Origin of the sequence: Pseudoclavibacter sp. Z016 (assembly GCF_002931215.1) — a bacterium.
GTDB lineage: Bacteria > Actinomycetota > Actinomycetes > Actinomycetales > Microbacteriaceae > Pseudoclavibacter.
Window position 1 is genome coordinate 219,941 of the sequence record NZ_PSTU01000017.1, and the last position, 26,795, is coordinate 246,735.

Consider the following 26,795-nt stretch of genomic DNA (forward strand, 5'->3'; position numbering starts at 1 on the left):
TGGCCGCCGAGAGCAGACTGACCGCAGCCGCGGCGCAGGCGCGAGCCGTCACCCGGCCCGGTGCCGTCCGCAGCAGCGATACGAAGCTCTCGGCGGAAGGCCGTGCCAGGTACCGCAGGATCGTGCGGTTCGCGCAGCGTGCGATGGTGCAGATCTGGTGGTTCGAGATCTTCCTGCCCCGCATCCGTCTCGGGAAGCTCGCGGAACGCGGACGCACGGCGCGCATGCAGCGCCTCGCCCGACGCTTCCACGCCCTCGCGGTCGAGCTCGGCGGGCTCATGATCAAGGTGGGCCAGTTCCTGTCGTCGCGCCTCGATGTGCTGCCACCGGAGATCACCGCGGAGCTCGAGGGGCTGCAGGATGAGGTGCCCGCGGTCGCGTTCCCGGCCATCCGCGCACAGGCCGAGGCTGAGCTCGGCATGCCGCTCGGACAGGCTTACGCGAGCTTCGACGAGACTCCCATCGCCGCCGCCTCCTTCGGGCAGGCGCACCGCGCTGTGCTCACCCCCGCGCTCGCCGAGGAGACCGGCTACTCCAACGTCGTCGTGAAGGTGCAGCGGCCCGGCATCGAGGACCTCGTGGAGACCGACCTCCGCGCACTGCGCCGCGTCGGCCAGCTCCTCAAGCGAGTCGAGCTCGTCTCGAAGCGTGCTGACGCCCCCGCCCTCGTCGAGGAGTTCGCCGCGACGAGCCTCGAAGAGATCGACTACATCCACGAGGGCACGAGCGCCGAGCGATTCGCCGCCGACTTCGAGACCGACCCGCGCGTTGGGGCCGCCCAGGTCGTGTGGGAGCGCACCGCGTCGCGCATCCTCACCCTCTCCGACGTCACCGCGATCAAGATCACCGACGTGGATGCCCTGCGCGCGGCGGGCATCGACCCCGTCGAGGTCGCAAACGAACTGGCGAGGGCCACGTTCCAGCAGCTGTTCGTCGCCGGGTTCTTCCACGCCGACCCGCACCCCGGCAACATCTTCGTCACGCCCTTGGCCACACCGAGACAGCCCGCCCCGACGGACGCCGATGCCGAGGGCGGCCCCGAGACGCTCGCGCCCGTCACGTGGGAGCTGACCTACATCGACTTCGGCATGATGGGCGTCATCTCCGACACCCTCCGCGCGAGCCTCCGCCAGCTGATCTTCGCGATCGTCTCTCGCGACGGGCCAGGGCTCGTGCGGTCGATGCGCAGCGTCGGCGTGCTCCTCCCTGCCGGTGACACCATCGAGCTCGAGCAGGCGATGACCGAGCTCTTCGGCCGCTTCGGAGGAATGGGCGTCGCCGAGCTGCAACGCGTCGACCCTGCCGAGCTCGGCGACTTCGCCGACCGCTTCCGCGACACCATCCGCGAGATGCCGTTCCAGCTGCCCGAGAACTTCCTGCTCATCATCCGAGCGATCTCGCTCGTCTCCGGCGTGACCTCGGCGCTCGACAAGGACTTCAACATGTGGGAGGCGGTCGACCCGTTCGCCCGCACCCTCACCCGCGACGAGGGCGGCAACACGGTACAGGCCGTCGCCAAGCAGGCGATCTCCGCGCTGGCGACCGCAGTCACCCTCCCCGGTCGACTCGACGCGCTCACCACTCGCCTCGAGGCCGGCCAGCTCAAGGTGCAGACCCCCAGCGTCGACCGGTACATGCGCTCACTCGAGCGGATGCTGCGCGGGGTCGTCTCGGCGATCGTGTTCGCCGCGCTGCTCATCGCGGGTGTGCTCCTGCTGCCGCAGCTCGCCCCACTCGGGATCGTGCTCATGAGCGTCTCGGTCGTGCCGCTATTGCTCGCCACAGGAACGGTCTTCGGTCGGCGTCGAGGCTAGACCGCGAGCTTGCCGCTCTTCGACAGCTCAGGGTCGGTGCACGAGGAGAGGTCGAAGCAGCACGGGCGGCGCTTGCCCGCCTCGAGCTTCGAGAGGCCGACCTCGACGCGGCGCAGACGCGTCTGCGGGTTGCGGGTCGCGTTGATCCATCGCACCCACTCCCACCTCGCCATCGGCGTGATGTCGTTCCAGGTGGCGACGGATTCGGGTGCCTCCGCGAGCGCGGCGGCGAAGTCCTCGGGAACGACCGGCTCTGGCCAGTCGCCTCGAGGTCGCAGCTCGACGGCCACGACATCGCCGGCCCCGATACCCGCACCGAGCGCGGCCGCGACGTCCAGCCAGTGACCCCGGAGCCCGTCGGGTTCGATGACGGAGTCGAAGGGTCTAGCAGTCTCCGCGCCATCCGGCCGGATCGAACCGGTCACGGCAACCTGGCCGCGGGACGGCAGCATCCTGCTCGCGTCGTCCGGGAACCGGACGATGAACCGCTCGCCCGAATCGCCGACGACCGGGGCGCCGATGACGCGTGCCTCGAATCGCACAGCGTCGGTGTCCGGTGCCGCACTCTCCTCGACGAGAGCGCTCTTCGTGTCAGCCATGAGGAGATCGTACGACCCGGCGCCTCGTGCCGGGGATGCCAAGGCCAATCTGCGTCGAGCTTCGCGCTAGGAACGACGGCGGATGGCAGCTTCCTTGCGCTGCGCCTCGATCGTCGCGATGAGCGTGCGCGCGTCATGCGCACCGCTGTGGCGTGTCTCGCCGAGGAAGAACGTCGGAGTGCCACGCGCCCCACTGTCGATGGCGCTCTGCATGTCGTCGCGGATGCGCCTCGGCAGCTCGTCGTCGAGCATGTCGAGGTCGAACCGGTCGAGGTCGAGCCCGATCTCCTCCGCGTAGCCGCGCAGGAACTGCACGTCGAGACGCTCCTGGTTCGCGAAGAGCAGGTTGTGCATCTCCCAGAACTTCCCCTGGTTCGCGGCGGCCTCAGCGGCGATCGCGGCCTGGAAGGCGTGCGGGTGGTAGTCCTCGAGCGGCAGGTGGCGCACCACGTAGCGCGCCCCTCCGTCGGTGAAATACTCGCCGAGGTCCTGCCACATGCCGGTCGCTCGCGCGCAGAACGGGCATTCGAAGTCGAGGTACTCGACGATCGTGACCGGCGCGTCCGGGTCGCCGAGGAGGTGGTCGCGCTCGGGGTCGACGGGGCGCGACAGCTTCGTCGGCAGGTCGGCCGTCGTCTCGTTCATCTTGACGCGCGCGAACGTGAAGGTGAGCCAGCCGAGCACCCAGGAGAGCACCATGGCGATGAAGACGCCCACGATGGCCTGCCCGGCGACTTCGCCCTCGAGCGCCAGCGAGATGATGAGCAGCGACATCGTGAAGCCGATGCCGCTGAGCGCGGCGCCGCCGAAGACGCTGCCCATGCCGACGCCCTGCGGGAGGGTGCCGAGGCCAGCACGCACGGCGATCCAGCTGCCGAGGGCGATGCCGCCGAACTTGCCGAGGACAAGGCCTGCGACGACACCCCACGTGACCGGGGAGGTGAGCGCGTCGCCGAGCATCCCGCCCCGCAGGTCGACCCCCGCGTTCGCGAGCGCGAAGACCGGCACGATGAAGAGCGCGACGGGGCTGAGCAGCACCTCGTGGAGCCGTTCGTTGACGGAGATCGACTTGGCGAGGCCGAGCCGCACGTTGCGGGCAGCGTCGGCGCGGGGTGACTGCCAGAAGTCGCGGAAGAGCCGCTTCGCTCGCACCACGTCCTCCCGATCCGGGTCAGAGGCCGGAATGAGCAGCCCAGCCGCCATTCCGGCGAGCGACGGATGCACACCGGAGAGCAGCGTCGCGGCCCACAGCACGACGATGACGACGATGTACGGACTGCTACGCCACTCGTTCGCGCGGGCCAGGAGGAACAGGAAGACGAGGCAGACGACGGCGATGCCGAGGGGCATCCACTGCACGGACTCCGTGTAGACGATGCCAATGATGGCGACGGCGAGGAAGTCGTCGACGACGGTGAGGGTCAGCAGGAAGACGCGCAGCTGGCTCGACATCTTCGGACCGACCAGCGCAAGCGCGCCCAGGAGGAACGCCGTGTCCGTGCCGATGACGGCTCCCCACGCTTCCGGGGCGTCCCGCCCGGCGATGACGAGGTAGATGAGCGCTGGGAGAGCGACTCCGGCGAGGCCCGCGACGATAGGCACAAGAGCCTGGCGCCGGTCACGCAGCGAGCCGACCGCGAGCTCTTGTCGCACCTCCAGACCGATGAGGAAGAAGAAGATGACCATGAAGCCGTCGTTCACCCAGTGGTGCAGGCTCATGTCGATGCGGAAATCGCCGATGCCGATGGCGGCGTGGGTCTCCCACAGCTGCACGTACGACTCAGACCAGGGCGAGTTCGCCCAGAGCAGCGCGAACACCGCGACGCCGACGAGCAGGAGGGCGCTTCCCGACTCGGTGCGCAGACGGTCCGCGACGAGACGGACCCAATCCTGTTTCTGCTGGCCCAATGGCTTCCCCTCCACGACGGCGGGGTCTGTGCTCAGACTTCTCGCCGGATGGAAGCATACGTCCCAGCGGAGACGCGCGGGGTCGTCAGGCAGGTCCTGTCAATCCCTCCTTGGCGTCAAGGTCGACTGCCTCAGGTGTGGCGCGCGAATGCGAACGCGTCGAGCCAGGCATGCACGTCTGGCCAGTGCTGCGCATCCGGCGCGATCGCGGCGCGATGCTCGAGGGTCGCGGGCTCGATGAGCTCGACGTCGGCGCCAGCCTGCCTGGCGGCGGCAACGTAGGCGCGGGTGTGCTCGACCGGCACACGCCCGTCATCGACTCCGTGCACAAGCAGGGCCCGTGCCTGCAGAGGCAAATGCTCGATCGGTGACGCCGACGCGTAGACCTCCGGGGCTTGGGCAGGCGCCACGCGGAAGAACTCCGAGACGGCTCCGTCGCCGTTGCCCTCTTCGTAGCCGCGCGCGAGGTCAGTGACGGGCGCGAGCGCCACGACCGCGTCGCCTGGTTCTCCGCCGAGCAGCGCGAGCTGACCGCCAACCGAGTGCCCGACGATCACGAGCCGCGCATCCGGCGTCAACCGAGACGCCTCGCTGCGCGCCGCCGAGAGGCCACGCGAGAGGTCCCCGCGCGTCGCAGACCATCCATCGTCGCCCCGCCGGTACTCGAGATTCGCCACGGACCAGCCGCGTCGGATGAATTCCGGCACCAGCGGGAGCATGAGCTCGTCGGTGAACTGCGATCGCCAATACCCACCGTGGATGAGCACGGCGAGCCCGCGCACAGGCCCGGAAGCCGCCCAGAACGTCAGATGCTGATCTGCATCCGACCCGTATGTCTCGCGCCTCGCCACAGGGTCGCCCGGCATGCCCCGGACGTTCGCATCCGTCACGTGCGCCGCCTCACGCGCCTTCCACGGCACCCTCTGGCAGGAAGTCGACGCCGTTCAGGGCTGAGAGACGCACGACCTCGGACGGGTCGGTCACGTTGTGCAGCAGGCTGAAGAGGTTCGCCAGCTGGCCCCCTGGGCTCACCCAGAAGAGCGACTTCGCTGCCTCGTCCTGCTTGTTGTAGTAAGCGTGCGGGATACCCTTCGGCATCTGCACGAGGTCGCCCGGGCCGGCCGAGGTCCACTGGCCGTCGAGGTAGAGGGTGTAGACCCCCTCGAACACGTAGATGAACTCGTCCTGGGTGGGGTGCACGTGCGGCGGCACCCCGGTTCCCGCCGGGTCGAGCGAGAGCCATGAGTAGGTCGAGGCGCTCTCTGCCTTCGTGATGTAGGTGTGGCCGAGCACATTCCAGACACGGCCGGCCACGGCCTCGTCGGCTCGGACGATACCTGCGGGCAGGTCGCCCAGAACGATCTCTTCAGAACTCACCATTGGGTTCCTCCAGTTGGGGTCGGTGCGCTCAGTCTGGCAGATGCCTCGCCGCCTCGGCGATCGCGTTCGGGCTACTTGCTGGCCTGCTGGCGGATCGCGAGGATGCCGGTCGTCCAGGCCGTGGCGATCGCGGCGCATCCGCTGCTGCCGGCGATGATCATGGGCGCAGAGCTGGCCATGACCCCGGCAACCAGCATGACGAGCACCGCGAGCAGCAGAACGCTCATCGCGATCGTGAGGATGCGTATCGATCGGCGCTGCTTCATGCTGGCCGGCTGCGTCGCGTCTGCGTTCATGATCTCCCCCTTGTCCTTGTCACCGCGAGTGGGTGCTGCATTCAAGGTACGAAGCACAGGAGCCCCGGCGCTTCGGCCGCGGGGCTGAACTCGATAGCCGGAGGGATGAGACCGACGAGCTCGTGCTGCGGATACGAGCTTCGCGCTCCATCCGCTTCTCATGCCGCTCGCGCCCCTTGACCGCCTCCGCCTCGCGATTGTCCGGCGGCGCGTTGGTGACGAGGTCGTCGATGAGGCGCGGCCGCATTCGCCTACTGCCCCGTCGCGTAGCCGGGCGCCATGTCCATGAAGCGAGAGAAGTGCCCCTGGAAGGTGACGGTGATCGTGTCGGTCGGACCGTTGCGGTGCTTGGCGAGGATGAAGTCGGCCTCACCACCGCGCGGGCTCTCCCGGTCGTACGCGCCTTCGCGGTGGAGCAGGATGATCATGTCGGCGTCCTGCTCGAGCGATCCGGACTCGCGGAGGTCGCTCGCCGCCGGACGCTTGTCTGCACGCTGCTCGGGACCACGGTTCAGCTGCGACAGCGCGATAACGGGAACGTCGAGCTCCTTCGCGAGCAGCTTCAGCGCACGCGAGAACTCCGACACCTCCTGCTGGCGGCTCTCGACGCGCTTGCCGCTTGTCATGAGCTGCAGGTAGTCGATGACGACGAGCGACAGCCCGACCTTCTGCTTGAGCCTGCGGCACTTCGCGCGGATCTCGACGAGCGTCATGTTCGGGCTGTCGTCGATGTAGAGCGGGGCGTCGGAGATATCGCCCTGCGTGCGGGCGATCTGCGTGAGATCTTCCTGCGTGAGGCCGCCAGCACGCATGTGCTGGAGCCGAACGCTCGCCTCTGCCGAGATCAGGCGCATGGCGATCTCGCTCTTGCCCATCTCGAGGCTGAAGAAGATCGAGGCCTTGCCGTGCGTGATGGATGCGGACCGTGCGAAGTCGAGCGCCACCGTCGACTTTCCGAGACCGGGACGGGCGGCGACGATGATGAGCTGGCCGCCGTGGAAGCCGTTCGTGATGCGGTCGAGGTCGCTGAACCCGGTCGGCACTCCGGTCATGCCGCCGGATTTGTTCTGCGCGGCGTCGATGTCGTTCTGGGCCTCGAGGATGGCCTCGGCGAGGACGACGTAGTCCTCCTTCTCGACAGCACCGGTGACGCCGTAGATCTCGGCCTGGGCCTGGTTGACGAGGTCGACGACCTCACCTTCCGCGAGGTAGCCCATCTGCACGATGCGGGTACCGGCCTCGACCAGGCGCCGCAGGACGGCGCGCTCCGAGACGATCGCCGCGTAGTAGCCGGCGTTCGCTGCTGTCGGCACTATGCCGGCCAGCGTGTGCAGGTACTCGGCACCGCCGGCGCGCGAGAGCTCACCCGACTTCGTGAGGTGGTCGGTGACGGTGATGACATCCGTGGGCTCACCGGCGGCGTAGAGCGCGTGGATGGAGTCGAAGATGATCTCGTGCTTCGGCACGTAGAAGTCGATGCCGCGCACGGCCTCGACGACGTCGGCGACCGCATCCTTCGAGAGGAGCATGCCGCCGATGGCGGACTGCTCGGCGAGCAGGTCGTGAGGAGGCGTGCGAACCCCGTCGTGCGTCTCCCGCTCACCCTGAGATGAGGAACCGAGATGCGCGATCGACACGGATGCTCCTGACTTCGCTCGAATGCCGGTGAGAGATTTGACCACAGTAGCCCCCAGCTCCCCAGCCGGGCGAACCATCACCGGCGTGCCTGTGGATAACTCTGTGTGTAACTGTGGAGACGCGCCGGACGATGTGTGGAAACTCTGTGGATAACATCGGGGATACTTGCCGAGGCTGAGGCGATATAGCAGCCTTGACCAGGCTTTTTATCGCCCATATCTGTTGTGCACAACAGGTGTGAAGCATCCATTGAAGGTTGAAACCTGCAAGCGGGACTGTGCATAACATCCGCCCGCTTCCCCACGCAAACCGGGGATATCCGGGCGTTTTCCACAACCTCGCGAGCGTGCGCTCAGCGCTGCGTGTGAGCGCGCTCCCGCAGCTTCCGCTGCCGTCTCGCACTCCAGCGATCGACGAGCACCTGCCCGTATGGAACGGCGATGACCACCGCCCGCCCCGACACGTTGCTCGACCGCCACCACCAGACGAGCACCGACAGCGCGAACAGCACCGTGATGCTGGCCACCGCGAGGCGCGTGTACGGCCCCTCGAAGAACGAGTCGGTCGGCTCAGCGAGCGTCACCGTCGTGAAGAAGATGGTCACCAGCATCGCGAGGTGCTCCTGCCCCTTCCTCCACGGACCCGCGACGGCCGCGAACGGAAGGATCCACATGACGTACCAGGGGTGGATGGCAGTCGATGCGGCGACGATGACCGCCGTGCACAGCACGAGGCGCAGCAGCGGGTCGATGGGCCGCTTCGTGAGGACGACCCACGCGGCGACGAGACCGGCGATCGAGAAGGCGATGACCTTGAGGATGACCTCGAAGACGAACGGGTCGAGGGTCACGAGCTCCGCGAGGCCGCGCACGGTGCCGACCATGAGCGTCAACGGGGAGTACCAGTGCTGGATCGCCCCCGGCACGGTGAGGGCCGTCACCCAGCCGAATCCCAACCCGAGCACGAGGCCGATGGCACCGACCAGTCCGATGGCGATGGCGCCGTGCAGTGTCCAGCTCTTCACCCTGTCCCACACGGGGAGTGAACTGGGCCTGCCGATGAGCGCCACGATGGGGAGGGCGATGAGCGCGATCGGCTTGATCGCCACAGCGAGCGCGATCCAGACCACTCCGAGGACACGATGCCCCTTGAGCGCCGCGAGCAGGCCGAACCCCATACCGGCGAGCATGAGGCCGTCGTTGTGCCCTGAGGCGATGAACAGGAGGAGCGTGAGGGGGTTCGCTGCGATCATCCAGGCGACGAAAGCGCGGTTGCGCCCGCGAAGTGCGGCGATCTTCAAGAAGGCCACCACCATGAGCACGGCGCCCGCGGTTGCGGCGACGCGATTCAGGAACAGGGCGTACTCGGGGATCTCTGCCCCGAGCCAGGAGAAGACGGCCGCGACGCCGAGGAACAGCGGACCGTAGGGCGACTCCGTGCTGGACCAGAAGGGATCGACGCCGAGCGAGTACCAGCCGGCGATCTCGTTGACGCCATGCTGGTACGGGTCGATCCCCGCCGCCATGAGGCGTCCGACCGCGACGTACGAGAACATGTCCCGACTGAAGACGGGGATGCAGATCAGCAGCGGCAGGGCCCAGATGACGGCCGTCCTGATCACGCGTCGCAGCGAGGCGTCGTCGTCGCGAATGCTCGGCCGGAAGCGGATCCAGGCGATGAGGAGCAGGAAGCCGCCGACGATGAGCAGCATCGTGCAGAGACGAGTCAGGTCCGGCGAGCTGCGGAAGAAGGCAATGGGGAACCACTCGCGGATACCGAGGCCGTCGCCGATCCAGCCAGCGCCGAACGACCCGACGAGGATGAACAGCGACCCGATGAAACCGAGGACCGTCGGGCTCACCGTCACCGGAAACCGGCGCGGCTCGTGCTCTGCTGCCGGTCGGTGCGTGTGGTTCGACATGTTCGTGTGTCAATCAGGAAAGGGAACGAGCTGGATGCTGGACTCCGCTGACCTTATAGCGTCCGCTCGCGCATCCACCCCAGACTGGCGCGAGCAGGCCTTGGGGTGCGACCTTGGGGCCCGACGCGGGACAGGAACGGCCCCGGACATCGAGGTGTCCGGGGCCGTGCTCTGTCGATCAGCTACCGAGGTGCTGCTCGAGCGCCGAGGCGGCTACTGGCTATCGCTGGGCGATGACCTGGAGCTTGACGGTCGCAACGAGGTCGTCACGGAGGCGAACAGTCGCCTCGTGGTTGCCCGTGTACTTGATCGGGTTCGGGAACTCGACCTTGCGCTTGTCGATCTGGCCGAGGCCAGCTTCTTCGACGGCGGTCGCGACGTCGGCACCGCGAACGGAACCGAAGAGGCGGCCTTCGGCGCCCGACTTCACGTGAAGCTTGACGATGGCGGACTCGATCTTGTCCTTGAGCGCCTTCGCCTCTTCGAGGGTTGCGAGTTCGCGTGCGGCACGAGCGGAACGAATCTGCTCGACCTGCTTCTCGCTGCCACGGGACCAGCTGACTGCGTAGCCCTTGGGGACGAGGTAGTTGCGGGCGTACCCGCTCTTGACCTCGATGACGTCACCGGCTGCACCGAGGCCGGAGACCTCGTGCGTAAGAATTACCTTTGCCATGTCGACTACTCCTTAGCGGCCAGAGCCGGCGTAGGGCAGGAGCGCCATTTCACGTGCGTTCTTGACTGCACGTGCGATGAGGCGCTGCTCCTGGACGGAGACGCCGGTGATGCGACGAGCGCGAATCTTTCCGCGCTCCGAGATGAACTTGCGGAGGGTGTTGACATCCTTGTAGTCGATGACTCCGACCCGGATCTGCTTCGCGGGAGCAGCGGGCTTGCCGCCCTTCCCGCGTACACCCTTGCGGCGGTCGCCGCTTGACTTTCCAGCCATTGGGATCTTCTTTCGTTGAGTGTGTTTGCGAGCGCCCTTTAGAAGGGGGGCTCGTCAAAATCGTTCGATGCGCCGGGCGTCGCCCAGCCGGATGCGCCGTTGTCGCGGGGCTGGCCAGCAGGCTGGCCCCATGGCTCGTCCGCCGGGGCGGACTGACGTCCACCTGACGCGTTGCCGTTGCTGTTGCCGCCGCCGTTGCCACCGAAGGAACGCTGCTGGCCACCGCCGAAGCCACCCTGGCCGCCACCCTGCTGTCCGCCGGCGCCGCCGGAGGACGTGCGGGTGAGCTGCGCAGTGGCGTAGCGGAGGCTAGGACCGATCTCCTCGATCTCGAGCTCGATGGAAGTGCGCTTCTCGCCTTCCTTCGTCTCGTAGGAGCGCTGCTTGAGGCGACCCTGCGCGATGACTCGCGAGCCCTTTGAGAGGCTCGAGGCGACATGCTCCGCAAACTCACGCCAGACGCTCGCCCGAAGGAAGAGTGCCTCGCCGTCCTTCCACTCGTTCGCCTGACGGTCGAACACGCGGGGGGTGGATGCGATGGTGAAGTTCGCGACTGCGAGCCCGTTCTGCGTGTACCGCAGTTCGGGGTCAGCCGTGAGGTTGCCCACCACGGTGATGATCGTGTCGCCAGCCATGACTAGGCCTCGGTGGTCGCCGCGGGCTTCGCTGCAATAGCAGCGGCCTTGGCAGCCTTGCGAGCCTCGTCGCGCTTCGCCTCAGAGGCGACGCGAGCGATGGCCTCTTCTGCGCGGAGCACCTTGGTGCGCATGACAGCTTCGGACAGGTTCAGCTGGCGGTCGAGCTCGTTCGCCGTTGCCGAGGTCGACGTGAAGTCAACGACGGCGTAGATGCCTTCGCTCTTCTTGTTGATCTCGTAGGCGAGGCGACGACGGCCCCAGATGTCGGTCTTCTCGATGGTTCCACCGTCATTGCGAATGACGTTGAGGAACTTATCGAGGCTCGGAGCTACGGTGCGCTCGTCGATCTCTGGATCGAGGATCACCATCAACTCATACTGATGCACGATAAACCCACCTCCTTCGGTCTAGAACGGCTGCAGACGATCTGCAGCAGGAGGGTTATTGCGCGTGCCTGGGCAGTTGATCGCTCAGACAACCTGGCAAGCATAGTCGCTTCCGGCTCCTAAATGCCAGTCAATTGGAAGAACTCCCCGACTCGCGAACGAATATGCTCTTTCCAGCACAACCGGCGGCCCCCGTGGTCCGCTGAAACGCACCACTACCTAGGGGAATCATGAGCGATCCAACAGGCGGCGCGGGCGAACGCGACCCGAACGCCCCAGTGCCACAGAACTCAGCACCGCAGGAAGGCGACGCTGCGGCGTCGCAAGCTCCTCAGGCGGCGTTCGGCGACCAGCCCGGCGCGGCCGAGCAGGGCTCGAGCAACGGCTACGGCGTCGGCAGCAGCTACGGCTCGAGCGGCGACAACTACCAGGCCCCGGGCAACTACACGGCGCCTGGCGGCTCCTACGAGGCCCCGGGCTCCGCATCCGGCTACCAGGGCGGGCAGTCGTCCTACTCCGGTTCGACCGGTTCGAGCGTGCCGAGCGCATCGTCGAACTCGGGCTACTCGACCCCCAACTACGGTTCGTCGAGCGACAACTCCAGCTACGGGGCGTCGAGCGACAACTCCTACTCGTCGCCGAGCGCTGGCTCGTACACGGGGGACACCTCGTACACGGCACCCTCCGCATCCGGAAGCGACTACTCGGCTCCGAGCTACGGCAGCACTCCCGACTACTCGGCCGGAAACGGCTACGGGAACGACAGCGCACCCGGGTCCTACGGGTCAGCACCCGCACCCGACGCGTACGGGGCATCAGCGCAGAACAACGCGTACGGCTCGGCTCCGGCACCCGACGCGTACGGCACGTCCGGACAGGGCAACGCCTACGGCGCCCAGTCCCAGGACCCGAACGCAGCTCCCGGCGCCTACGGAGCGGCTCCTGCCTACGGAGCAGCCGGCGGTGCTGGCGGAGGCCAGCAACAGCAGTATGGCAACTACGCCCCGCAGGGCAAGGGCGGCTTCAACGTTCTCGGCCTGATCGCAACGATCGCGGGTGCCTTGGCTCTCTTGATCTGCCTCATTCCCTTCGCCGGGTACTTCTTGGCGATCGTGTTCGCGCTCGCCGCGATCGGCCTGGGCATCGCCGGCCTCGTCGTCAAGCGCTTCAACGCGAAGAAGCTCTTCGCAATCATCGGCGTAGCGCTTGGCGGCATCGCGCTGCTCGGCGGCTGGGCGATCACCCTGGCCACGAGCGCAGGGGTTGCGCAGGACATCTCCGACGAGGCCACGACACAGATCGATGAGCTCTCGGACGAGTCATCCGGTGAGCTGGAGATCGAACTGACCATCACCAGCACGGGCACCTCCCCGGTCGACATCACGTACAGCTACGAGAACGGCCTGGCTGGCTCGGACCGTGTCCAGGTCGACACGGAGGCGCTTGCGACAGCAGTGCCGTGGTCGGAGACCACCACGATGAAGTACGAGGCTTCGTACGGATACGACAGCACCCTCGCATCTGTTTCCGCGAGCCACAGCGACTACAACGACCAGTCAGAGCTCTCCTGCACCCTGACGGTCAATGGAACCGTGATCGTGGAGGCGAGTAGCTCAAGCTACGTCTCCTGCTACGACTCGAACCTCTCGCAGTACGCGCTCGCCGAGTAGCTCCAGTCGCATCGACACGAACGGCCCCCTCTTCGGAGGGGGCCGTTCTGCGTTGCTTCGACAGGCCAGAGTTCGCTTGGCAGACCAGCCGCACTGAATTCCCTGCCCGTGCATCCAAACGTGCACCGTCCGTGATGGGTTTTCACGACCGGTGATGGGAAAGAACCCATCACCGTCGCCGAAAGTCATCACGCGCCTCAACGGCGCCACGACGGACCGGTGCCGCCTCGGACTGGTGCCGCTTCGGAGCGGTGCCGCTTCGGAGCGGTGCCGCTACGGCCGGTTCTGATCCCACCAGTCGAGCAGTCGCTGCTTCGCGTCGTCGTGCTCGAGCGGGCCCTCGTCGAGGCGCACCTCGAGCAGGTGCTTGTATGCCTTCCCGACGAGCGGGCCGGGGGCGATGTCGAGGATCGCCATGATCTGCTCCCCATCGAGACTGGGGCGCACGGAGTCGAGCTCCTCCTTCTCCTGCAGTTCCAGGATGCGCCGCTCGAGGTCGTCGATCGCGAAGAGGAGCCGATCGGACTTCCGCTGGTTGCGCGTCGTGATGTCGGCGCGGATGAGGATGAGGAGCCGCTGCAGCTCTGGTCCGGCGTCTCGCGCGAATCGTCGCACTGCCGAGTCGGTCCAGCCCGCGCCCTCGTAGTTGAAGACCCGCATGTGGAGTTCGACGAGGCGCGCCACCGACTTGATGGTGTCGTTGTCGAACCGCAGTGACGTGAGGCGCTTGCGCGCGAGCTTCGCGCCGACGACGTCGTGGTTGTAGAAGGTGACCTTCCGCCCCTCGCCGAAGCGTCTCGTCTTGGGCTTGCCGATGTCGTGCAGCAGCGCGGCGAGGCGCAGGACGAGGTCCGAGTCCGCTCCGGGGTTGCGCTCGCGCTCGAGGCTGATGGCCTGTTCGAGCACCGTGATGGAGTGCTCGTAGACGTCCTTGTGCCGGTGCGCGTCGTCGCGTTCGAGCTGCAGCGCGGGCAGCTCCGGCAGCACGAGCTCGGCGAGCCCCGTCTCGACGAATAGCTCGAGGCCTGGCCGAGGCGTGTCCGTCTTGAGCAGCTTCACGAGCTCGTCGCGCACTCGTTCCGCGGAGATGTCGAGGATGCGCCGCCGCAGCTCGACGATCGCGTCGAAGGAGTCGCGGTCGAGCTGGAAGCCGAGCTGCGAGGTGAACCGCACCGCCCGCAGCATCCGCAGCGGGTCGTCGCCGAACGATACTGCGGCCTCGATGGGCGTGCGCAGGGTCGTCTCGATGAGGTCTTTCGTGCCGTCGGAGGGGTCGACGAGCGTGAGCGCCGGGAGCTGCAGGGCAAGCGCGTTGACGGTGAAGTCGCGCCGATGCAGGTCGCCGTCGATGGTGTCGCCGAACGCCACGACGGGCTTCCGGGAGGTCCCGTCGTAGCTGTCGGCGCGGTAGGTCGTGATCTCGACGGTCTCACCGGAGAACCGTGCCCCGATCGTGCCGAACTCGCGACCGATGTCCCAGTGCGCATCCGCGATCGGGGCGACGATGCGGAGGATCTCATCTGGCCGAGCGTTCGTCGTGAAGTCGAGGTCGGTGACGTCCCTCCCGAGGAAGGCATCTCGCACCGGACCGCCGACCAGGGCGAGCTCGAAGCCCGCGGCCTCGAAGGCGGAGGCGAGCTCGGCGACGGGAGACGCGGTCGCGAGTCCGCGAAGGCGTTCCATGGCGGACTGCACGTTTTGCATCCGCTCATTCTACGAGGCGAGGCGGACGGTCGGCTCGCCTCTGAGGGCGCGTTCAGCTCGCCACCTCGCCGTCCGTCCTTACTATGGAGGTCATGGACCACGCACCGCGCGCCGCTGTGCCACGGTTCCTGCGTGCCTGTGCACGCCGGGTTGTCCCTGCGACGCTCCTGGCGTCGGTGCTGGCGCTCGGGGTCACCGGTGGCGCGTCAGCTGCACCCACGAACCAGACGAGCCCGGCCACGGTCAGCGCCTCGACAGCCGCGCCGCGAGCCATCGCCGACGCGCCGGACGGGCAGGTCTCGATCTTCGCCGCGCCGGCCGACGGCGGTCTCGTGCAGCCAGGCGGACCGCTCGTCGTGGAGCTCGTCGTCGTGAACAAGACGGATGCCGAGATCGCGCCCGGCCAGCTCGAGCTCGCGGTCGGTTCGTCGACGATCGACACGAGGTTCGCGTTGACTGCGTGGAGCTCCTCGAGCAGTGAGTCCGCGGTTGACCGGCTCGACGTCGTCGCGGACCTCGCAACGGAGAGCGTCCCGCCCGGGGAGACCGAGCTCGTGAACGTGTCGGTATCTGCGGAGGGGCTGCCGTTCGCCGCCACCGACGACTTCGGTCCCCGAGCCATGGCCGCGACCCTCACGAGCGGTGACTCGAAGCTCGCACAGGCGCGTTCCACGATCGTGCTCAACGGCGTCGCTGCCGCTGAGCCGACGCTCGTCTCGACCGTCGTTCCCATCACCTCCGGCCTGTTCGTCGATGCCGATGAGGCGCTGCTCAGCAGTGCGCGGCTCGCCGAGGAGACGGCCCCGGGCGGGCGCCTCGAGAAGATCCTCACCGCGGTCGAGGCCAGCCCGAACTCGACGGTCGCAATCGACCCCCGCCTCCTGGCCTCGATCCGCGTGCTCGGTTCTGCAGCGCCGCAATCGGCGCTCACATGGCTGGACCGGCTGACGGCGATCGACAATCAGACGTTCGAGCTTCCCTTCGCAGACGCGAGCCTCACCCTCCAGTCGCAGTGGGGGGCCCAGCAGCCGCTGGAGGTCACGAACTTCGACTTCGACATCGATCCCGCGAACTTCGCCGATCCCGCGGAAACCCAGACGCCGACGCCGACGCCGACCGAGAGCGCCGACACCGGGACGCTCACCCCCTCCGAGGACGAGGCGGCGGGCACCGACGCAGAGGGCAGCGCGGAATCGTCCTCGTCCCCCGAGGCGACCACGACCGAGTCCCCCGCGCCAACCGCCACAGAGGATCCTGAGCCGGTCGCACCGCCGCTGCCCACGACCGAGAGCCTCGTCAGCTTCCCGTACACGATGAGCGGCGTCGTCTGGCCGCAAGCTGGCACCGTCCAGTCGGCAGACCTCGACAGGTTCCGCGACTGGGGCGGCGAGTCCCTCATCCTGGACGACTCCAACACGGGGGTCAGCGCGGACGCGGACTTCACCGAGAGCGCGCAGGCCACGGTCGCAGGCTGGAGCGCGGTCATCGCCGAGAAGACCCTCGACGACGCGATCGACGACGCCGTGCACGCCACCACGGACGAGGAATGGAACGAGGCGGCGACGCGCATCGCGACGCTCCTGGCCGTCGTGACGCGCGAACTCCCCTACGAGCCGCGCACGCTGGTCGGCACGGTGACGCGCGACGAGTTCGACGGCGATCGCCTCGCACAGACCCTGCAGTTCGTGGATGGGCTGAGCTGGGCTTCAGCGACACCGCTGACGTTCCCGAGCGACGCCGACACCGGGCGGCGGGAGGCCTCCCTCATCGACGGAAGCGTCGGCGAGTCCGCGTTCAACCGCATGACGAACGTCATGCAGACCATCGAGCGCGCGCAGGTCATCTCGACGATCTTCGAGGACCCGCAGGACTACAGCGACCCGGTCCGAGTCGCCGGCATCGGCGCCCTCGCAACCGGGTGGGCGACCGTACCGGCAGAGGCGCAGACTGCCGTCAGCGGGCTCCGCAACCACGTCACGCTCACGGAGTCGTATGTCCAGCTCGGCGACACGAGCGAGGCGCTCATCGTCGGCCGCGACACCGAGCTGCCGCTCTTCGTGTCCAACGCGATCCAGGACCGCAAAGTCACCGTGCTCGTCGAGTTGAGGCCGACGACGGGCGCCGTCGAGACTGGCGACGCCGTCGCCCTCACGATCGAGCCGAACTCGATGTCGCGGGTCGGCATCCCCATCAAGGCGATCGCCAACGGACCGACGTACGTCACCGTGAACGTCATGACCCCGGATGGCGAGCAGCTCTCCTCGACGAAGCAGATTCGCCTGGATGTGCGCGCCGAATGGGAGAGCATCGCGATCCTCGTCGCGAGCGCCGGCTTGGCCGTGCTCTTCATCGCGGGTCTCGTGCGCACCATCCGTCGTCGGCTCGCGGCAGTGGCCGGACCCGGAGCCGAGCCTTCGGACGCTCAGACCTCCGCCGAGGACAGCACCCAAGCCGACGCGGCTGACAACCAGACCGCCGACGCGGCGAAGACCGAGGAGTAGGCATGGCTCAGGGCATCGCTCGGGCGAGCGCGCTCCTGGCATCGGGCACCATGGTGTCTCGCGTGCTGGGCTTCGTGAAGGCCATCGTCATCGCGCAGACGATCGGTGTCATCGGCGTCTCCGCCGACGCCTACGCCGGGGCGAACCAGCTGCCGAGCAACATCTACTCGATCATCTCGGTCGGGCTCCTCAACGCCGTCATCGTGCCGCAGGTCGTCAAGGCAGCGAGACACGAAGACGGCGGTCAGCTCTACGTCAACAGGCTCGTGACGCTCGCCATGGTGCTGCTGGGCGGGCTGACGATCCTCGCGACCGTAGGCGCGCCCATCATCGGCGCGCTCTACGGCGCGAGCCTCAGCCCCGAACAGCTGGGGCTCCTCGTGGCGTTCGCCTACTGGTGCATGCCGCAGATCTTCTTCTACGGCATGTACGCCGTCCTCGGCGAGATCCTCAACGCCCGCGGCCTCTTCGGGCCGTTCGCGTGGGCGCCCGTCATCAACAACGTCGTCGGCATCGCAGGCCTGCTGCTGTTCAGCTCCGTGTTCGGCGCCGACCCGACGGGTACCGGGCGCAACATCGACTCGTGGGACCCGACGATGATCGCGATGCTCGGCGGCACCGCCACGCTCGGCGTCGCGATGCAGACGATCGTGCTGCTGTTCTTCTGGCGTCGCGCCGGCCTGCGCTTCGGCCTGGACTTCCAGTTCCGCGGCACGGGCCTCGGTCAGGTCGGCAAGCTCGCCGGGTGGACGCTCGGCATGCTGCTCGTCATGCAGCTCGCCGGCCTCGTCGAGACGATCGTCGCCTACCTGGCATCCGGTGAGAACGCGTCGATCGCGGCCATGCAGAACGCGTTCCTCATCTTCGCGCTCCCGCACGCCGTCATCGCCGTCTCGATCGCCACTGCGTTCTTCACCCGCATGAGCGCGGCGATCAGTGACGACAGACCCCAGGACTTCATCCGCGACCTCTCCGAGGGCTCGCGCCTCATCGGCATGTTCTTGCTGTTCGCCGGGTTCGGCCTCGCACTCGTGGCTGTGCCGTTCGCGCGGATCTTCGCGACGACGGATGCCGGCATCAACTCGATCGCGGCGATCCTCATCGCGTTCCTGGTCGGCCTCATCCCATTCAGTGGCCTGTTCCTCGTGCAGCGCGCCTTCTACGCGCTCGAGGACACCAAGACCATCTTCTTCGTGTTCCTCTTCACGTTGCCACTGCACATCTTCGGCATGGCGCTCGCCGCGATCGGGCCGGTCGAGCTCATCGTCGTGGGCCTCGCCCTGATGCAGTCGATCATGTCGACCCTGCGGCTCGCGATCCTGCTCTTCATCCTGCGGAAGCGGATGGGCCAGCTCGACTTCGCGAACATCGTTCGCTCCTACGTGCGCTTCACGATCGCGGCCATCGCTGCATCCATCCCAGCCCTGATCGTCATGGTGCTGCTCGGCACGTTCCAGGAGGACGGCTTCCCCCGCTCCGGCATCTTCCAGGCGCTCGTCTCGTGCGCGATCGGCGCCGGCATCATGGCCCTCTTCTACTTCCCCCTGCTCTGGCTGCTCAAGTCACCCGAGTTCCGGGGCTTCGCCGGCCCACTCCTGGCTCGTTTCGGCATCAAGCCCGACCCGCCATCGAGTCCAGCCCGACCCGGCGAGGAGGGGCTCGACGAGGATGACCTTCCGGCGTTCCCAGAAACCGTCACCGTTGGCGCGGAGGACTCGGCACCGACGCCATGGAATCTCGCATCCGAGGAGATCGAGCCAGACCCTGCGGACGAACGCAGGCAGGCTGCGGAGCAGGAACAGCGCGAGGAGCGAGTCAACGCGGCCTCCTGGGCGTTCGGTGGCGCCACCGAGGACCTCTCGACCGCCGGCATCATCCTGCCCATGCACTCGCGGACGACCGAGATCCCGAAGGTCGGCCGCCAGGAACCGCCCCGCACCCGCCGGGAGCGTCGCGAGGAGGAGCGCCGAGCTGTGATCGAGCTGGCCGCCCGCCGTGAAGAAGAGGCGCGTCTCGCCCGTGAGGCCCGGAGCCAGGCCGATGACGACGACGGGCGCGGTTCAACACCTCGTCCGAAGGAATAGTCGCTAGTCTCAACGCGTTTGCCTGTATGTCGAGCCGCGATTCCCGCGACTCGGAGAAGTGCGGAGGACTCATGCGGAACGTCATCATCATCGGTTCAGGCCCCGCCGGCTACACGGCTGCGATCTACGCGGCCCGTGCTGGCCTCAAGCCTGTCGTCATCACCTCGAGCGTCGAAGTCGGCGGCGAGCTGATGAACACGACCGACGTCGAGAACTTCCCCGGCTTCCCCGAGGGCATCCTCGGCCCAGACCTCATGGAGCGCATGCAGGCGCAGGCTGAGCGCTTCGGCGCCGAGCTCGTCTACGACGACGTCACGACAGTCGACCTCGAGGGCGACGTCAAGAAGGTCTCCACGTCGTACAGCGGCGACTTCGAGGCGCGCACGGTCATCATCTCGACCGGTTCCGCCTACCGGAAGCTGGGCCTCGACGCTGAAGGCAGGCTCTCGGGCCGCGGCGTCTCCTGGTGCGCGACCTGCGACGGCGCGTTCTTCAAGGACCAGCACATCGCGGTCGTCGGCGGCGGCGACTCGGCGATGGAGGAGGCGACCTTCCTGACGCGCTTCGCGAGCAAGGTCACGATCATCCACCGCTCCGAGAACCTCCGCGCATCGGTCATCATGCGCGAGCGTGCGGAGCAGAACCCGAAGATCGAGTGGATGCTCAACTCCCGTATCGAGGACATCACCGGTGAGGCGAGCGTCGAGTCGGCGAGCGTCCTCAACACGGCGACCGACGAGCGCACCGAGCTGCCCGTGACGGGCGTGTTCGTCGCGATCGGCAACGACCCCCGCATCGACCTCTTCAAGGATGTCCTCGACATCACCGAGGAGGGCACGATCTGGGTGGATGGCCGCTCCTCGCGCACGAGCATCCCCGGTGTCTTCGCCGCGGGCGACGTCATCGACCCCCACTACCGTCAGGCCATCACGGCTGCGGGCTCCGGCACGGTCGCGGCACTCGACGCGGAAGCGTTCCTGGCGGCTCTCCCCGAGCCGATCGCGGAGGAGTCGGAAGACCAGGCAGCCGCCGCGGTGACGGAGAGCGAAACCGTCATCGTCTGATCGACCGGAGCGCACGCAGACTCAATCCGAGCAGGCACTCCGCCCCGAACACCATTCACCACGAAGCACGACAACTCCCACGGAGGTACCAATGTCAGAACCGATCGTCGCCACCACGGCGAACTTCGACCAGATCGTGGCAGACGCCCCGGGTCCCGTCATCGTCGACTTCTGGGCGCCCTGGTGCGGCCCGTGCCGCCAGGTCGCCCCAGTGCTCGACCAGATGAGCGAGGCGCACGAGAACCTCTCCATCGTCAAGGTCAACGTCGATGACGAGCCTGACCTGGCCATGAAGTTCCGCATCACGAGCATCCCGGCCCTCAAGCTGTTCTCGAACGGCGAGGTCGTCAAGGAGGTCGTCGGCGCATACCCGCGTGCGGCACTCGAGAAGCAGTTCGCCGACTACCTGGGCTAGACCCGACCGGCGAAGGAAGCAGACATGGCGAGGGCGCCGATAACGCCCGCAACGAAGGCGCTCGTCGCTGCCGGGGTCGAGCACGTAGTTCACAGCTACGTGCACGACCCCGGCGTCTCTGCGTTCGGCGCCGAGGCGGCTGCGAAGCTCGGCATCGACGAGGCCCGCGTCTTCAAGACGCTGATCGTGCAGCTCGACGAGAAGCAGCTGGCTGTCGCCGTCGTGCCCGTCAGCGGGTCGCTCGACCTGCGCGGGCTCGCTCAGGCAGCTGGCTGCAAGCGTGCGGCGCTCGCCGACACCGCGCTCGCAGAGAAGCGAACCGGGTACGTGCGAGGTGGCATCAGTCCGTTCGGCCAGCGGATGCGACTGCCGACGTACCTCGACGAGTCGGCGTTCGCGCATCCGACGGTCTTCGTCTCCGGCGGACGCCGAGGGCTCGACATCGAGGTCGCGCCGACGGCGTTCCTGCAGGTCGTCGACGGCCATCGCGCACCGATCTCGAAGCGCTGATTCGGGGGCTCCGGACGCGACCAGTGGTGCGCACGCACTTCGCCTGCAGCTCACGCACGCGGGCCGATCAGTCCACTTCCTGCATGCGGTTCGCGAGACAACGCTCGGCGCGGGCGTATCCTGGGATTTCGACTCTCGCGAAGGAACCCCGTGACGCATCCAGGAGACGTCGGCCCGCAGACAGGCCGAAACCTTGACCCGTGGTACACCAGCTACGCCGACCGCACCGCCGGTCTGGCCGCCAGCGAGGTCCGAGCCCTCTTCGCCGTCGCCTCTCGCCCCGAGGTCGTTTCGCTCGCCGGCGGCATGCCGTTCGTGCAGGCCCTCCCGGAAGAGCTCATCCACTCCGCTTTCTCCACGATGATGCGGGAGCACGGCTCCGAGGCACTGCAGTACGGGGGCGGGCAGGGCATCCCCGAGGTGCGCGAGCAGATCCTGCAGGTCATGAGCCTCGAAGGCATCAACGACGCGTCAGCGGACGACGTCGTCACGACGACCGGTTCGCAGCATGCCCTCGACCTCGTGTCGAAGCTCTTCCTGAATCCGGGAGATGTCGTCCTTGCGGAGGCACCCAGCTACGTGGGTGCGCTCGGCACGTTCAAGTCGTACCAGGCGGACGTTGCCCACGTCACGATCGACGACAACGGACTCATCCCAGAAGCGCTCGAGGAGACCATCGCGCACCTTCGTGCCGAAGGCAGGACCATCAAGTTCCTGTACACCGTCGCGAACTACAACAACCCCGCCGGCGTCACGATGAGCCTCGAGCGGCGCATCCGCGTGCTGGAGATCTGCAAGCGCGAGCACATCCTGATCCTTGAGGACAACCCGTACGGGCTCCTCTACTTCGACAAGCCCGGCCTGCCAGCGCTGCGTTCGATGGATGCAGAGAACGTGGTGTACCTCGGGTCGTTCTCGAAGATCCTCTCGCCGGGCCTCAGGGTCGGCTGGGCGCTCGCGCCGCACGCCATCCGCGAGAAGCTCATCCTCGCCGTCGAGGCGTCCATCCTCTCCCCGTCGACGTTCAATCAGTGGGTCGTCACCGAGTACCTGCGGCAGAGCGACTGGCAACAGCAGATCGAGGGCTACCGGGACGTGTACCGGGAGCGTCGCGACGCCATGGACCAGGCCCTGCAGGAGCACCTCCCGCAGCTCAGCTGGACGAAGCCGGACGGCGGCTTCTTCGTGTGGGTGCGCCTCACCGAGCAGCTCGATTCGAAGCAGATGCTGCCCCGCGCCGTGAAGGAGCTCGTCGCCTACACGCCAGGAACCGCGTTCTTCGCCGATGGCCGCGGCCGCCACGAGATGCGCCTCTCGTTCTGCTACCCGACCCCCGAGCGCATCAAGCTCGGCGTGCGGCGTCTCGCGAATGTCATCAACGGCGAACTCGACCTCGTCGAGACGTTCGGAACGTCGACGCGGCGCGGGCCCGACGCGGACCGCGTCAACATGCCGCCGCCCAACATCTCCTGACCGCGGCACCTGACTCTCCTACGAAGGGAACCCCATTGAGCATCGAGGGCCTGCACGTCGTCATCCTCTCCGGCGGCATCTCGCATGAGCGGGACGTCTCGCTGCGATCTGGCAGGCGGGTCGCGGATGCGCTCAGCCGAGCGGGCGCGAACGTCACCATCCGCGAACCCGACGCCTCCCTGCTCAGCTTTCTCGAAGAGTCGAAACCCGACGTCGTCTGGCCCCTGCTGCACGGCTCGAGTGGCGAGAACGGTGCCCTGTACTCGCTGCTGCGCGCCGCACGCATCCCGTACGTGGGGTCCCGGCCGACGTCCGCGCGGCTCGCGTGGAACAAGGCGACCGCGAAGGCTCTCGCGAAGCGAGCAGGGCTGTCGACTCCCCCTTCGATCGTGCTCGAGAACAGCACGTTCCGCGAGCTCGGCGCCGAGGCCGTCATGCGCCTCATCGCGCGCGGCATCGAGCTGCCAGCTGTCGTGAAGCCCGTCGAGGGCGGGTCAGCGCAGGGCGTGACGTCGGTCTCGACGTTCGAGGAGTTCCCGCAGGCACTCGTCACCGCGTTCACCTACGACGACACGGTGCTCATCGAGAAGCGCATCGAGGGCCGCGAGGTGATGGTCGGCGTGCTCGACCTCGACGGCGAACCGCTTGCCCTGCCCGCAGTCGAGGTCGTGGCCAACAAGGGCGTCTACGACTACGAGGCCCGCTACAACGCCGGTGAGACGACGTACTACGCTCCGGCGAGACTGTCCGACGAGGAAGCCCAACGCGTCAGCGAGGCGGCCCTGCACGCGGTCGCGACGATCCGTCTCTCCGACATCGCACGGGTCGACTTCATCGTCGATGAGGCCGGCGTCGTGTGGTTCCTTGAGGCAGACCCCATCCCGGGGCTCACGGAGACCTCGATCGTGCCCCTCGGCATCGAGGCCGACGACTCCGAACTCAGCGCGATCTACGCGCAGCTCGCCGCATCTGCCGCAGCGCGCGGACCACTCGAGTAGGCAGCTCTTCCCCGCAGAACAGCTGAGGTGGATGTGCGGTCGACGCGCATCCACCTCAGCTGTTTCTGGGCGGGACTTCGCTGGACCTGCACCCGCGTGGCGAAGCAGTCCAGGGACGGCAGGGAGACGGGCAGGCTGTCGGCGCCGCCAGGTGCGGCGCCGACGTGGGCCGAGCTACTTGCCGGGTGCCGACTCCCCGAGCTCCTCGAGGATCCGATTCAGGTCCGCGATGGAGGCGAAGTCGACGACGATCTGGCCCTTGGTGCGCCGCAGGGTGACCTTGACGCGAGTGTTGAGGCGGTCACCGAGCTGCTCGCCGATCTCGTCGAGGTACCCGGTGAGGCCGCTGCGGGGCTCCTTGTGGATGGGCGCCTGGGTGTCTGCCTTGGCGCTGCTCGACTTGGCGGCGGCAGCTTCGGCCGAGCGAACGCTCAGGTCCTCGTTGACGATCTTGTCGGCGAGCTGCTGCATGGCTGCCGGTTCGCCGGCGCTGAGGATCGCACGGGCGTGGCCTGCTGAGAGCACACCGGCTGCGACGCGACGCTGAACTTCCAGCGGAAGCCGAAGGAGGCGCAGCGTGTTGCTGATCTGCGGGCGCGATCGACCGATTCGTTCCGCGAGCACCTCCTGCGTGATCCCGAAGTCGTTGAGGAGCTGCTGGTACGCGGACGCCTCTTCAAGCGGGTTGAGCTGACTCCGGTGCAGGTTCTCGAGGAGCGCGTCACGCAGCATGACGTCGTCTTCGGTATTGCGGATGACGGCCGGGATGCTCGAGAGACCGGCTGCCTTCGTCGCCCGCAGGCGACGCTCACCCATGATGAGCTCGAAGTCGGCTTCGTCGCGGAGCGGGTGGTCGGCCGGGATCGGGCGAACGACGATCGGCTGGAGAACCCCGAACTCGCGGACGGAGATGATGAGCTCCTGCAGCGCGGCCTCGTCGAACTCGGTTCGAGGCTGGTGCGCGTTCGGAACGATCCGGCTCGGGTCCAGGGCGCGCAGGGTCGCACCAGGGATCTCGATAAGGCCGTCTCCGTCGACGCCGTTGTCGCTGTCCGCACTGCTCGGCGCAGCAGCCGCATCGAGCGCTTCGGGCGAACGCTCCGACGCGGGTGCGCTGGTGCTCGTGAGCTCCTGGGTGTCGTCGACCATGCTGGTTGAATCGATCTTCTTCGATTCAGCCCCGTTCTTCGGAGTCGCGGAGGTGCTTGAAGCTGCCTTCGCAGCCGTGGTGCGGGCCTTGGCTCCGGTAGGGGCCTTGGCAGCAGGAGACTTGGCAGCAGGGGTCTTGGCAGCAGACACCTTGGCCGTTGGGGCCTTGGTCGTTGCCGCTCTCGCACGACTTGCACGAGTCGCGGGGGGCTTCGTTTCCGTACCCGTCTCTGCGGTCTTGGCGTCGTCTGATGCCGCCTCTTCGGCCGCCGCGGCATCAGACGCGACCGTTGTCGCCTCTTTTCCTGCATTGGTACGCGTCGATGCAGTCGTGGGATAAGCAGGTGTGTCGCTGTCGAAGAAGACGTCGGAGGGGCGTGATGCACCTCGGTCTGACGTGGGGATGAGTGCCCCGATGCCCCGACCGAGTCCGGTCCGTTTTTTTGTAGCCATGTTGTTTATGCTCCTCGCTGGGCGATTTCGACGGCCGCTTCGAGATACGCGATCGCGCCGGTCGAGGTTGGTTCGTGGGAAATGATGGTCTTGCCGAAGCTCGGGGCTTCCGAGATACGGACGGTGCGAGGAATCGCAACCTTCAGCGTCTCCTGTGGGAAGTGCTCTCGAACGTCGGCGGCGACCTCCTGCGACAGGTTGGTGCGCCCGTCGTACATCGTCAGCAGGATCGTCGTGAGTCGAAGCTGCGGGTTGAGGTCCTGTGACAGGAGATTGAGGTTCGAGATCAGCTGTCCGAGTCCCTCAAGGGCGTAATACTCGCACTGGATGGGGATGAGTACCTCTCGCGCAGCGACGAAGGCGTTGATGGTCAACAGGCCGAGCGAGGGAGGGCAGTCGATGAAGACGTAGTGGAATTCCTGGTCAGTGCCTGTGGTCTCGTCGAGGAGCCCAGCGATTGCCTGACGCAGGCGGTAGTCGCGCTTGTCGAGGTTGACGAGCTCGATTTCTGCGCCCGCCAGGTCCAGTGTCGCCGGCACGCACCAGAGGGTGTCGATGTCTGGGCACTGCTGCATGAGCTCGCTGAGCGGTTCTCCGTCGAGGAGAGCCTCGTAGGTTCCCGCGGTCTCACCACGGTGTTCGATACCGAGCGCAGTAGAAGCATTGCCTTGTGGGTCCAGGTCTATGACCAGAACGCGGGCGCCGAGCGTCGCGAGGGCCGCCGCGAGGTTGACCGCGGTTGTTGTCTTCCCGACTCCACCCTTCTGGTTGGAGATCGTGAAGATGCGCGTGTGATCGGGGAGGGGAACCTCTCGTTTGACGAGGCTCTTTCTCCGCTGGTTCAGTTCAGAGAGAGCCGTGGCGAGCGGTGAATCGTCGAGCTGCGACGCTGGTGGCGAAGCGGCATCGCCGGCAGATGAAGCTTTCAAGAATGCTCTCCCTCAAGTAGACGTCTCAATTGTGCCCCAGATCGCACGCGGAAACGCGGTGACGCTCAGGCTTGTGGAATCAGTGCACCGCGGTGGGGGTAGTTGGTTTCACGTGGAACATAGTCCCGGCATCATCAACTTCAGCTAGAGGGTTGAGGTGTCGTGGAGACAGCTGACACCGATAGCTGGTCCTAGCGGGATCTGAAAAGGCTCGACCAGCCAACTCGAACTCGCCCATGCCCAAGCCCGCCCTCCTCGTAGCCTCAAACTTGGAGCCCCCAGGAGTGAGGTGAGGGGAAGTGGCGCACGCGCGTACACA

At 67.1% G+C, this 26,795-nt stretch carries 23 protein-coding genes; 9 read left to right on the forward strand and 14 right to left on the reverse strand.

The genetic code is table 11. The features are described from left to right. Positions 1 to 122 precede the first annotated feature (122 nt). Positions 123 to 1,814, forward strand: a complete 1,692-nt coding sequence (locus C5B99_RS16300; RefSeq protein ID WP_258063495.1) for an AarF/ABC1/UbiB kinase family protein — start codon at positions 123 to 125, stop codon at positions 1,812 to 1,814. Here the strand turns inward: C5B99_RS16300 and C5B99_RS16305 are convergent. The 11 genes from C5B99_RS16305 to rpsF all read right to left on the reverse strand — a co-directional run bounded on the left by C5B99_RS16305 (position 1,811) and on the right by rpsF (position 11,529). After that, positions 1,811 to 2,413 carry a YdeI/OmpD-associated family protein gene (locus tag C5B99_RS16305; protein WP_104243985.1) on the reverse strand — a complete coding sequence of 201 codons (603 nt, stop codon included), beginning with the start codon at positions 2,411 to 2,413 and terminating at the stop codon, positions 1,811 to 1,813. The genes C5B99_RS16300 and C5B99_RS16305 overlap by 4 nt on opposite strands. 66 nt (positions 2,414 to 2,479) lie before the next feature. Then, positions 2,480 to 4,321 (reverse strand): Na+/H+ antiporter NhaA, encoded by a 1,842-nt coding sequence (gene nhaA / locus C5B99_RS16310; RefSeq protein ID WP_258063457.1) that lies wholly within the window; start codon positions 4,319 to 4,321, stop codon positions 2,480 to 2,482. A gap of 131 nt (positions 4,322 to 4,452) precedes the next feature. Then, positions 4,453 to 5,211: a S9 family peptidase gene (locus C5B99_RS16315; protein ID WP_146082035.1), complete on the reverse strand. Its 759-nt coding sequence runs from the start codon at positions 5,209 to 5,211 to the stop codon at positions 4,453 to 4,455. A gap of 10 nt (positions 5,212 to 5,221) precedes the next feature. Continuing rightward, positions 5,222 to 5,701, reverse strand: a complete 480-nt coding sequence (locus C5B99_RS16320) for a cupin domain-containing protein (RefSeq protein ID WP_104243991.1) — start codon at positions 5,699 to 5,701, stop codon at positions 5,222 to 5,224. Positions 5,702 to 5,772: 71 nt separating this feature from the next. Beyond that, entirely contained in the window at positions 5,773 to 5,997 is a 225-nt protein-coding gene (locus C5B99_RS16325; protein WP_104243993.1) for a hypothetical protein, read from the reverse strand. 251 nt (positions 5,998 to 6,248) lie between these two features. Continuing rightward, complete coding sequence (gene dnaB, locus C5B99_RS16330) at positions 6,249 to 7,634, reverse strand: replicative DNA helicase (RefSeq protein WP_104243995.1); 1,386 nt, start codon at positions 7,632 to 7,634, stop codon at positions 6,249 to 6,251. A gap of 353 nt (positions 7,635 to 7,987) precedes the next feature. After that, the gene (gene mptB, locus C5B99_RS16335; protein WP_104243997.1) at positions 7,988 to 9,556 is read right to left on the reverse strand and encodes a polyprenol phosphomannose-dependent alpha 1,6 mannosyltransferase MptB; all 1,569 of its coding nucleotides are present in this window, start codon (positions 9,554 to 9,556) and stop codon (positions 7,988 to 7,990) included. A gap of 220 nt (positions 9,557 to 9,776) precedes the next feature. Further along, positions 9,777 to 10,229 (reverse strand): 50S ribosomal protein L9, encoded by a 453-nt coding sequence (gene rplI / locus C5B99_RS16340; protein WP_104243999.1) that lies wholly within the window; start codon positions 10,227 to 10,229, stop codon positions 9,777 to 9,779. 12 nt (positions 10,230 to 10,241) lie between these two features. After that, entirely contained in the window at positions 10,242 to 10,502 is a 261-nt protein-coding gene (gene rpsR / locus C5B99_RS16345; RefSeq protein ID WP_068482210.1) for a 30S ribosomal protein S18, read from the reverse strand. Positions 10,503 to 10,540: 38 nt separating this feature from the next. Beyond that, positions 10,541 to 11,137 (reverse strand): single-stranded DNA-binding protein, encoded by a 597-nt coding sequence (locus tag C5B99_RS16350; protein ID WP_104244001.1) that lies wholly within the window; start codon positions 11,135 to 11,137, stop codon positions 10,541 to 10,543. Between the two features lie 2 nt (positions 11,138 to 11,139). Next, the gene (rpsF, locus tag C5B99_RS16355; RefSeq protein WP_104244003.1) at positions 11,140 to 11,529 is read right to left on the reverse strand and encodes a 30S ribosomal protein S6; all 390 of its coding nucleotides are present in this window, start codon (positions 11,527 to 11,529) and stop codon (positions 11,140 to 11,142) included. A gap of 227 nt (positions 11,530 to 11,756) precedes the next feature. On the opposite strand from rpsF, the gene C5B99_RS16360 reads away from it, so the two are divergent. Next, entirely contained in the window at positions 11,757 to 13,196 is a 1,440-nt protein-coding gene (locus tag C5B99_RS16360; protein ID WP_104341962.1) for a DUF308 domain-containing protein, read from the forward strand. Positions 13,197 to 13,469: 273 nt separating this feature from the next. Here the strand turns inward: C5B99_RS16360 and C5B99_RS16365 are convergent, their stop codons facing one another. Beyond that, entirely contained in the window at positions 13,470 to 14,900 is a 1,431-nt protein-coding gene (locus C5B99_RS16365; RefSeq protein ID WP_104244007.1) for a CCA tRNA nucleotidyltransferase, read from the reverse strand. Positions 14,901 to 14,992: 92 nt separating this feature from the next. Between C5B99_RS16365 and C5B99_RS16370 the strand changes: the two genes are divergently transcribed. The 7 genes from C5B99_RS16370 to C5B99_RS16400 all read left to right on the forward strand — a co-directional run bounded on the left by C5B99_RS16370 (position 14,993) and on the right by C5B99_RS16400 (position 23,945). Beyond that, positions 14,993 to 17,401, forward strand: a complete 2,409-nt coding sequence (locus tag C5B99_RS16370; RefSeq protein WP_104244009.1) for a DUF6049 family protein — start codon at positions 14,993 to 14,995, stop codon at positions 17,399 to 17,401. Between the two features lie 2 nt (positions 17,402 to 17,403). Beyond that, on the forward strand, positions 17,404 to 19,485 hold the full coding sequence (gene murJ, locus C5B99_RS16375; protein WP_219819668.1) for a murein biosynthesis integral membrane protein MurJ: 2,082 nt from the start codon (positions 17,404 to 17,406) through the stop codon (positions 19,483 to 19,485). Positions 19,486 to 19,556: 71 nt separating this feature from the next. Further along, complete coding sequence (trxB, locus tag C5B99_RS16380) at positions 19,557 to 20,549, forward strand: thioredoxin-disulfide reductase (RefSeq protein ID WP_104244178.1); 993 nt, start codon at positions 19,557 to 19,559, stop codon at positions 20,547 to 20,549. 91 nt (positions 20,550 to 20,640) lie between these two features. Beyond that, entirely contained in the window at positions 20,641 to 20,964 is a 324-nt protein-coding gene (trxA, locus tag C5B99_RS16385; RefSeq protein WP_104244011.1) for a thioredoxin, read from the forward strand. Positions 20,965 to 20,988: 24 nt separating this feature from the next. Further along, positions 20,989 to 21,474 carry a Cys-tRNA(Pro) deacylase gene (ybaK, locus tag C5B99_RS16390; protein WP_104244013.1) on the forward strand — a complete coding sequence of 162 codons (486 nt, stop codon included), beginning with the start codon at positions 20,989 to 20,991 and terminating at the stop codon, positions 21,472 to 21,474. A gap of 150 nt (positions 21,475 to 21,624) precedes the next feature. Beyond that, a complete protein-coding gene (locus C5B99_RS16395; RefSeq protein ID WP_104244015.1) occupies positions 21,625 to 22,947 on the forward strand; it encodes a PLP-dependent aminotransferase family protein in 1,323 nt (440 codons plus the stop codon). A gap of 35 nt (positions 22,948 to 22,982) precedes the next feature. Continuing rightward, the gene (locus C5B99_RS16400) at positions 22,983 to 23,945 is read left to right on the forward strand and encodes a D-alanine--D-alanine ligase (RefSeq protein WP_104244016.1); all 963 of its coding nucleotides are present in this window, start codon (positions 22,983 to 22,985) and stop codon (positions 23,943 to 23,945) included. Positions 23,946 to 24,119: 174 nt separating this feature from the next. Here C5B99_RS16400 and C5B99_RS16405 read toward each other — a convergent pair whose 3' ends face one another. Beyond that, entirely contained in the window at positions 24,120 to 25,094 is a 975-nt protein-coding gene (locus C5B99_RS16405) for a ParB/RepB/Spo0J family partition protein (protein WP_104244180.1), read from the reverse strand. 458 nt (positions 25,095 to 25,552) lie between these two features. Next, positions 25,553 to 26,476 (reverse strand): ParA family protein, encoded by a 924-nt coding sequence (locus tag C5B99_RS16420; protein ID WP_104244018.1) that lies wholly within the window; start codon positions 26,474 to 26,476, stop codon positions 25,553 to 25,555. Positions 26,477 to 26,795: the final 319 nt, after the last annotated feature.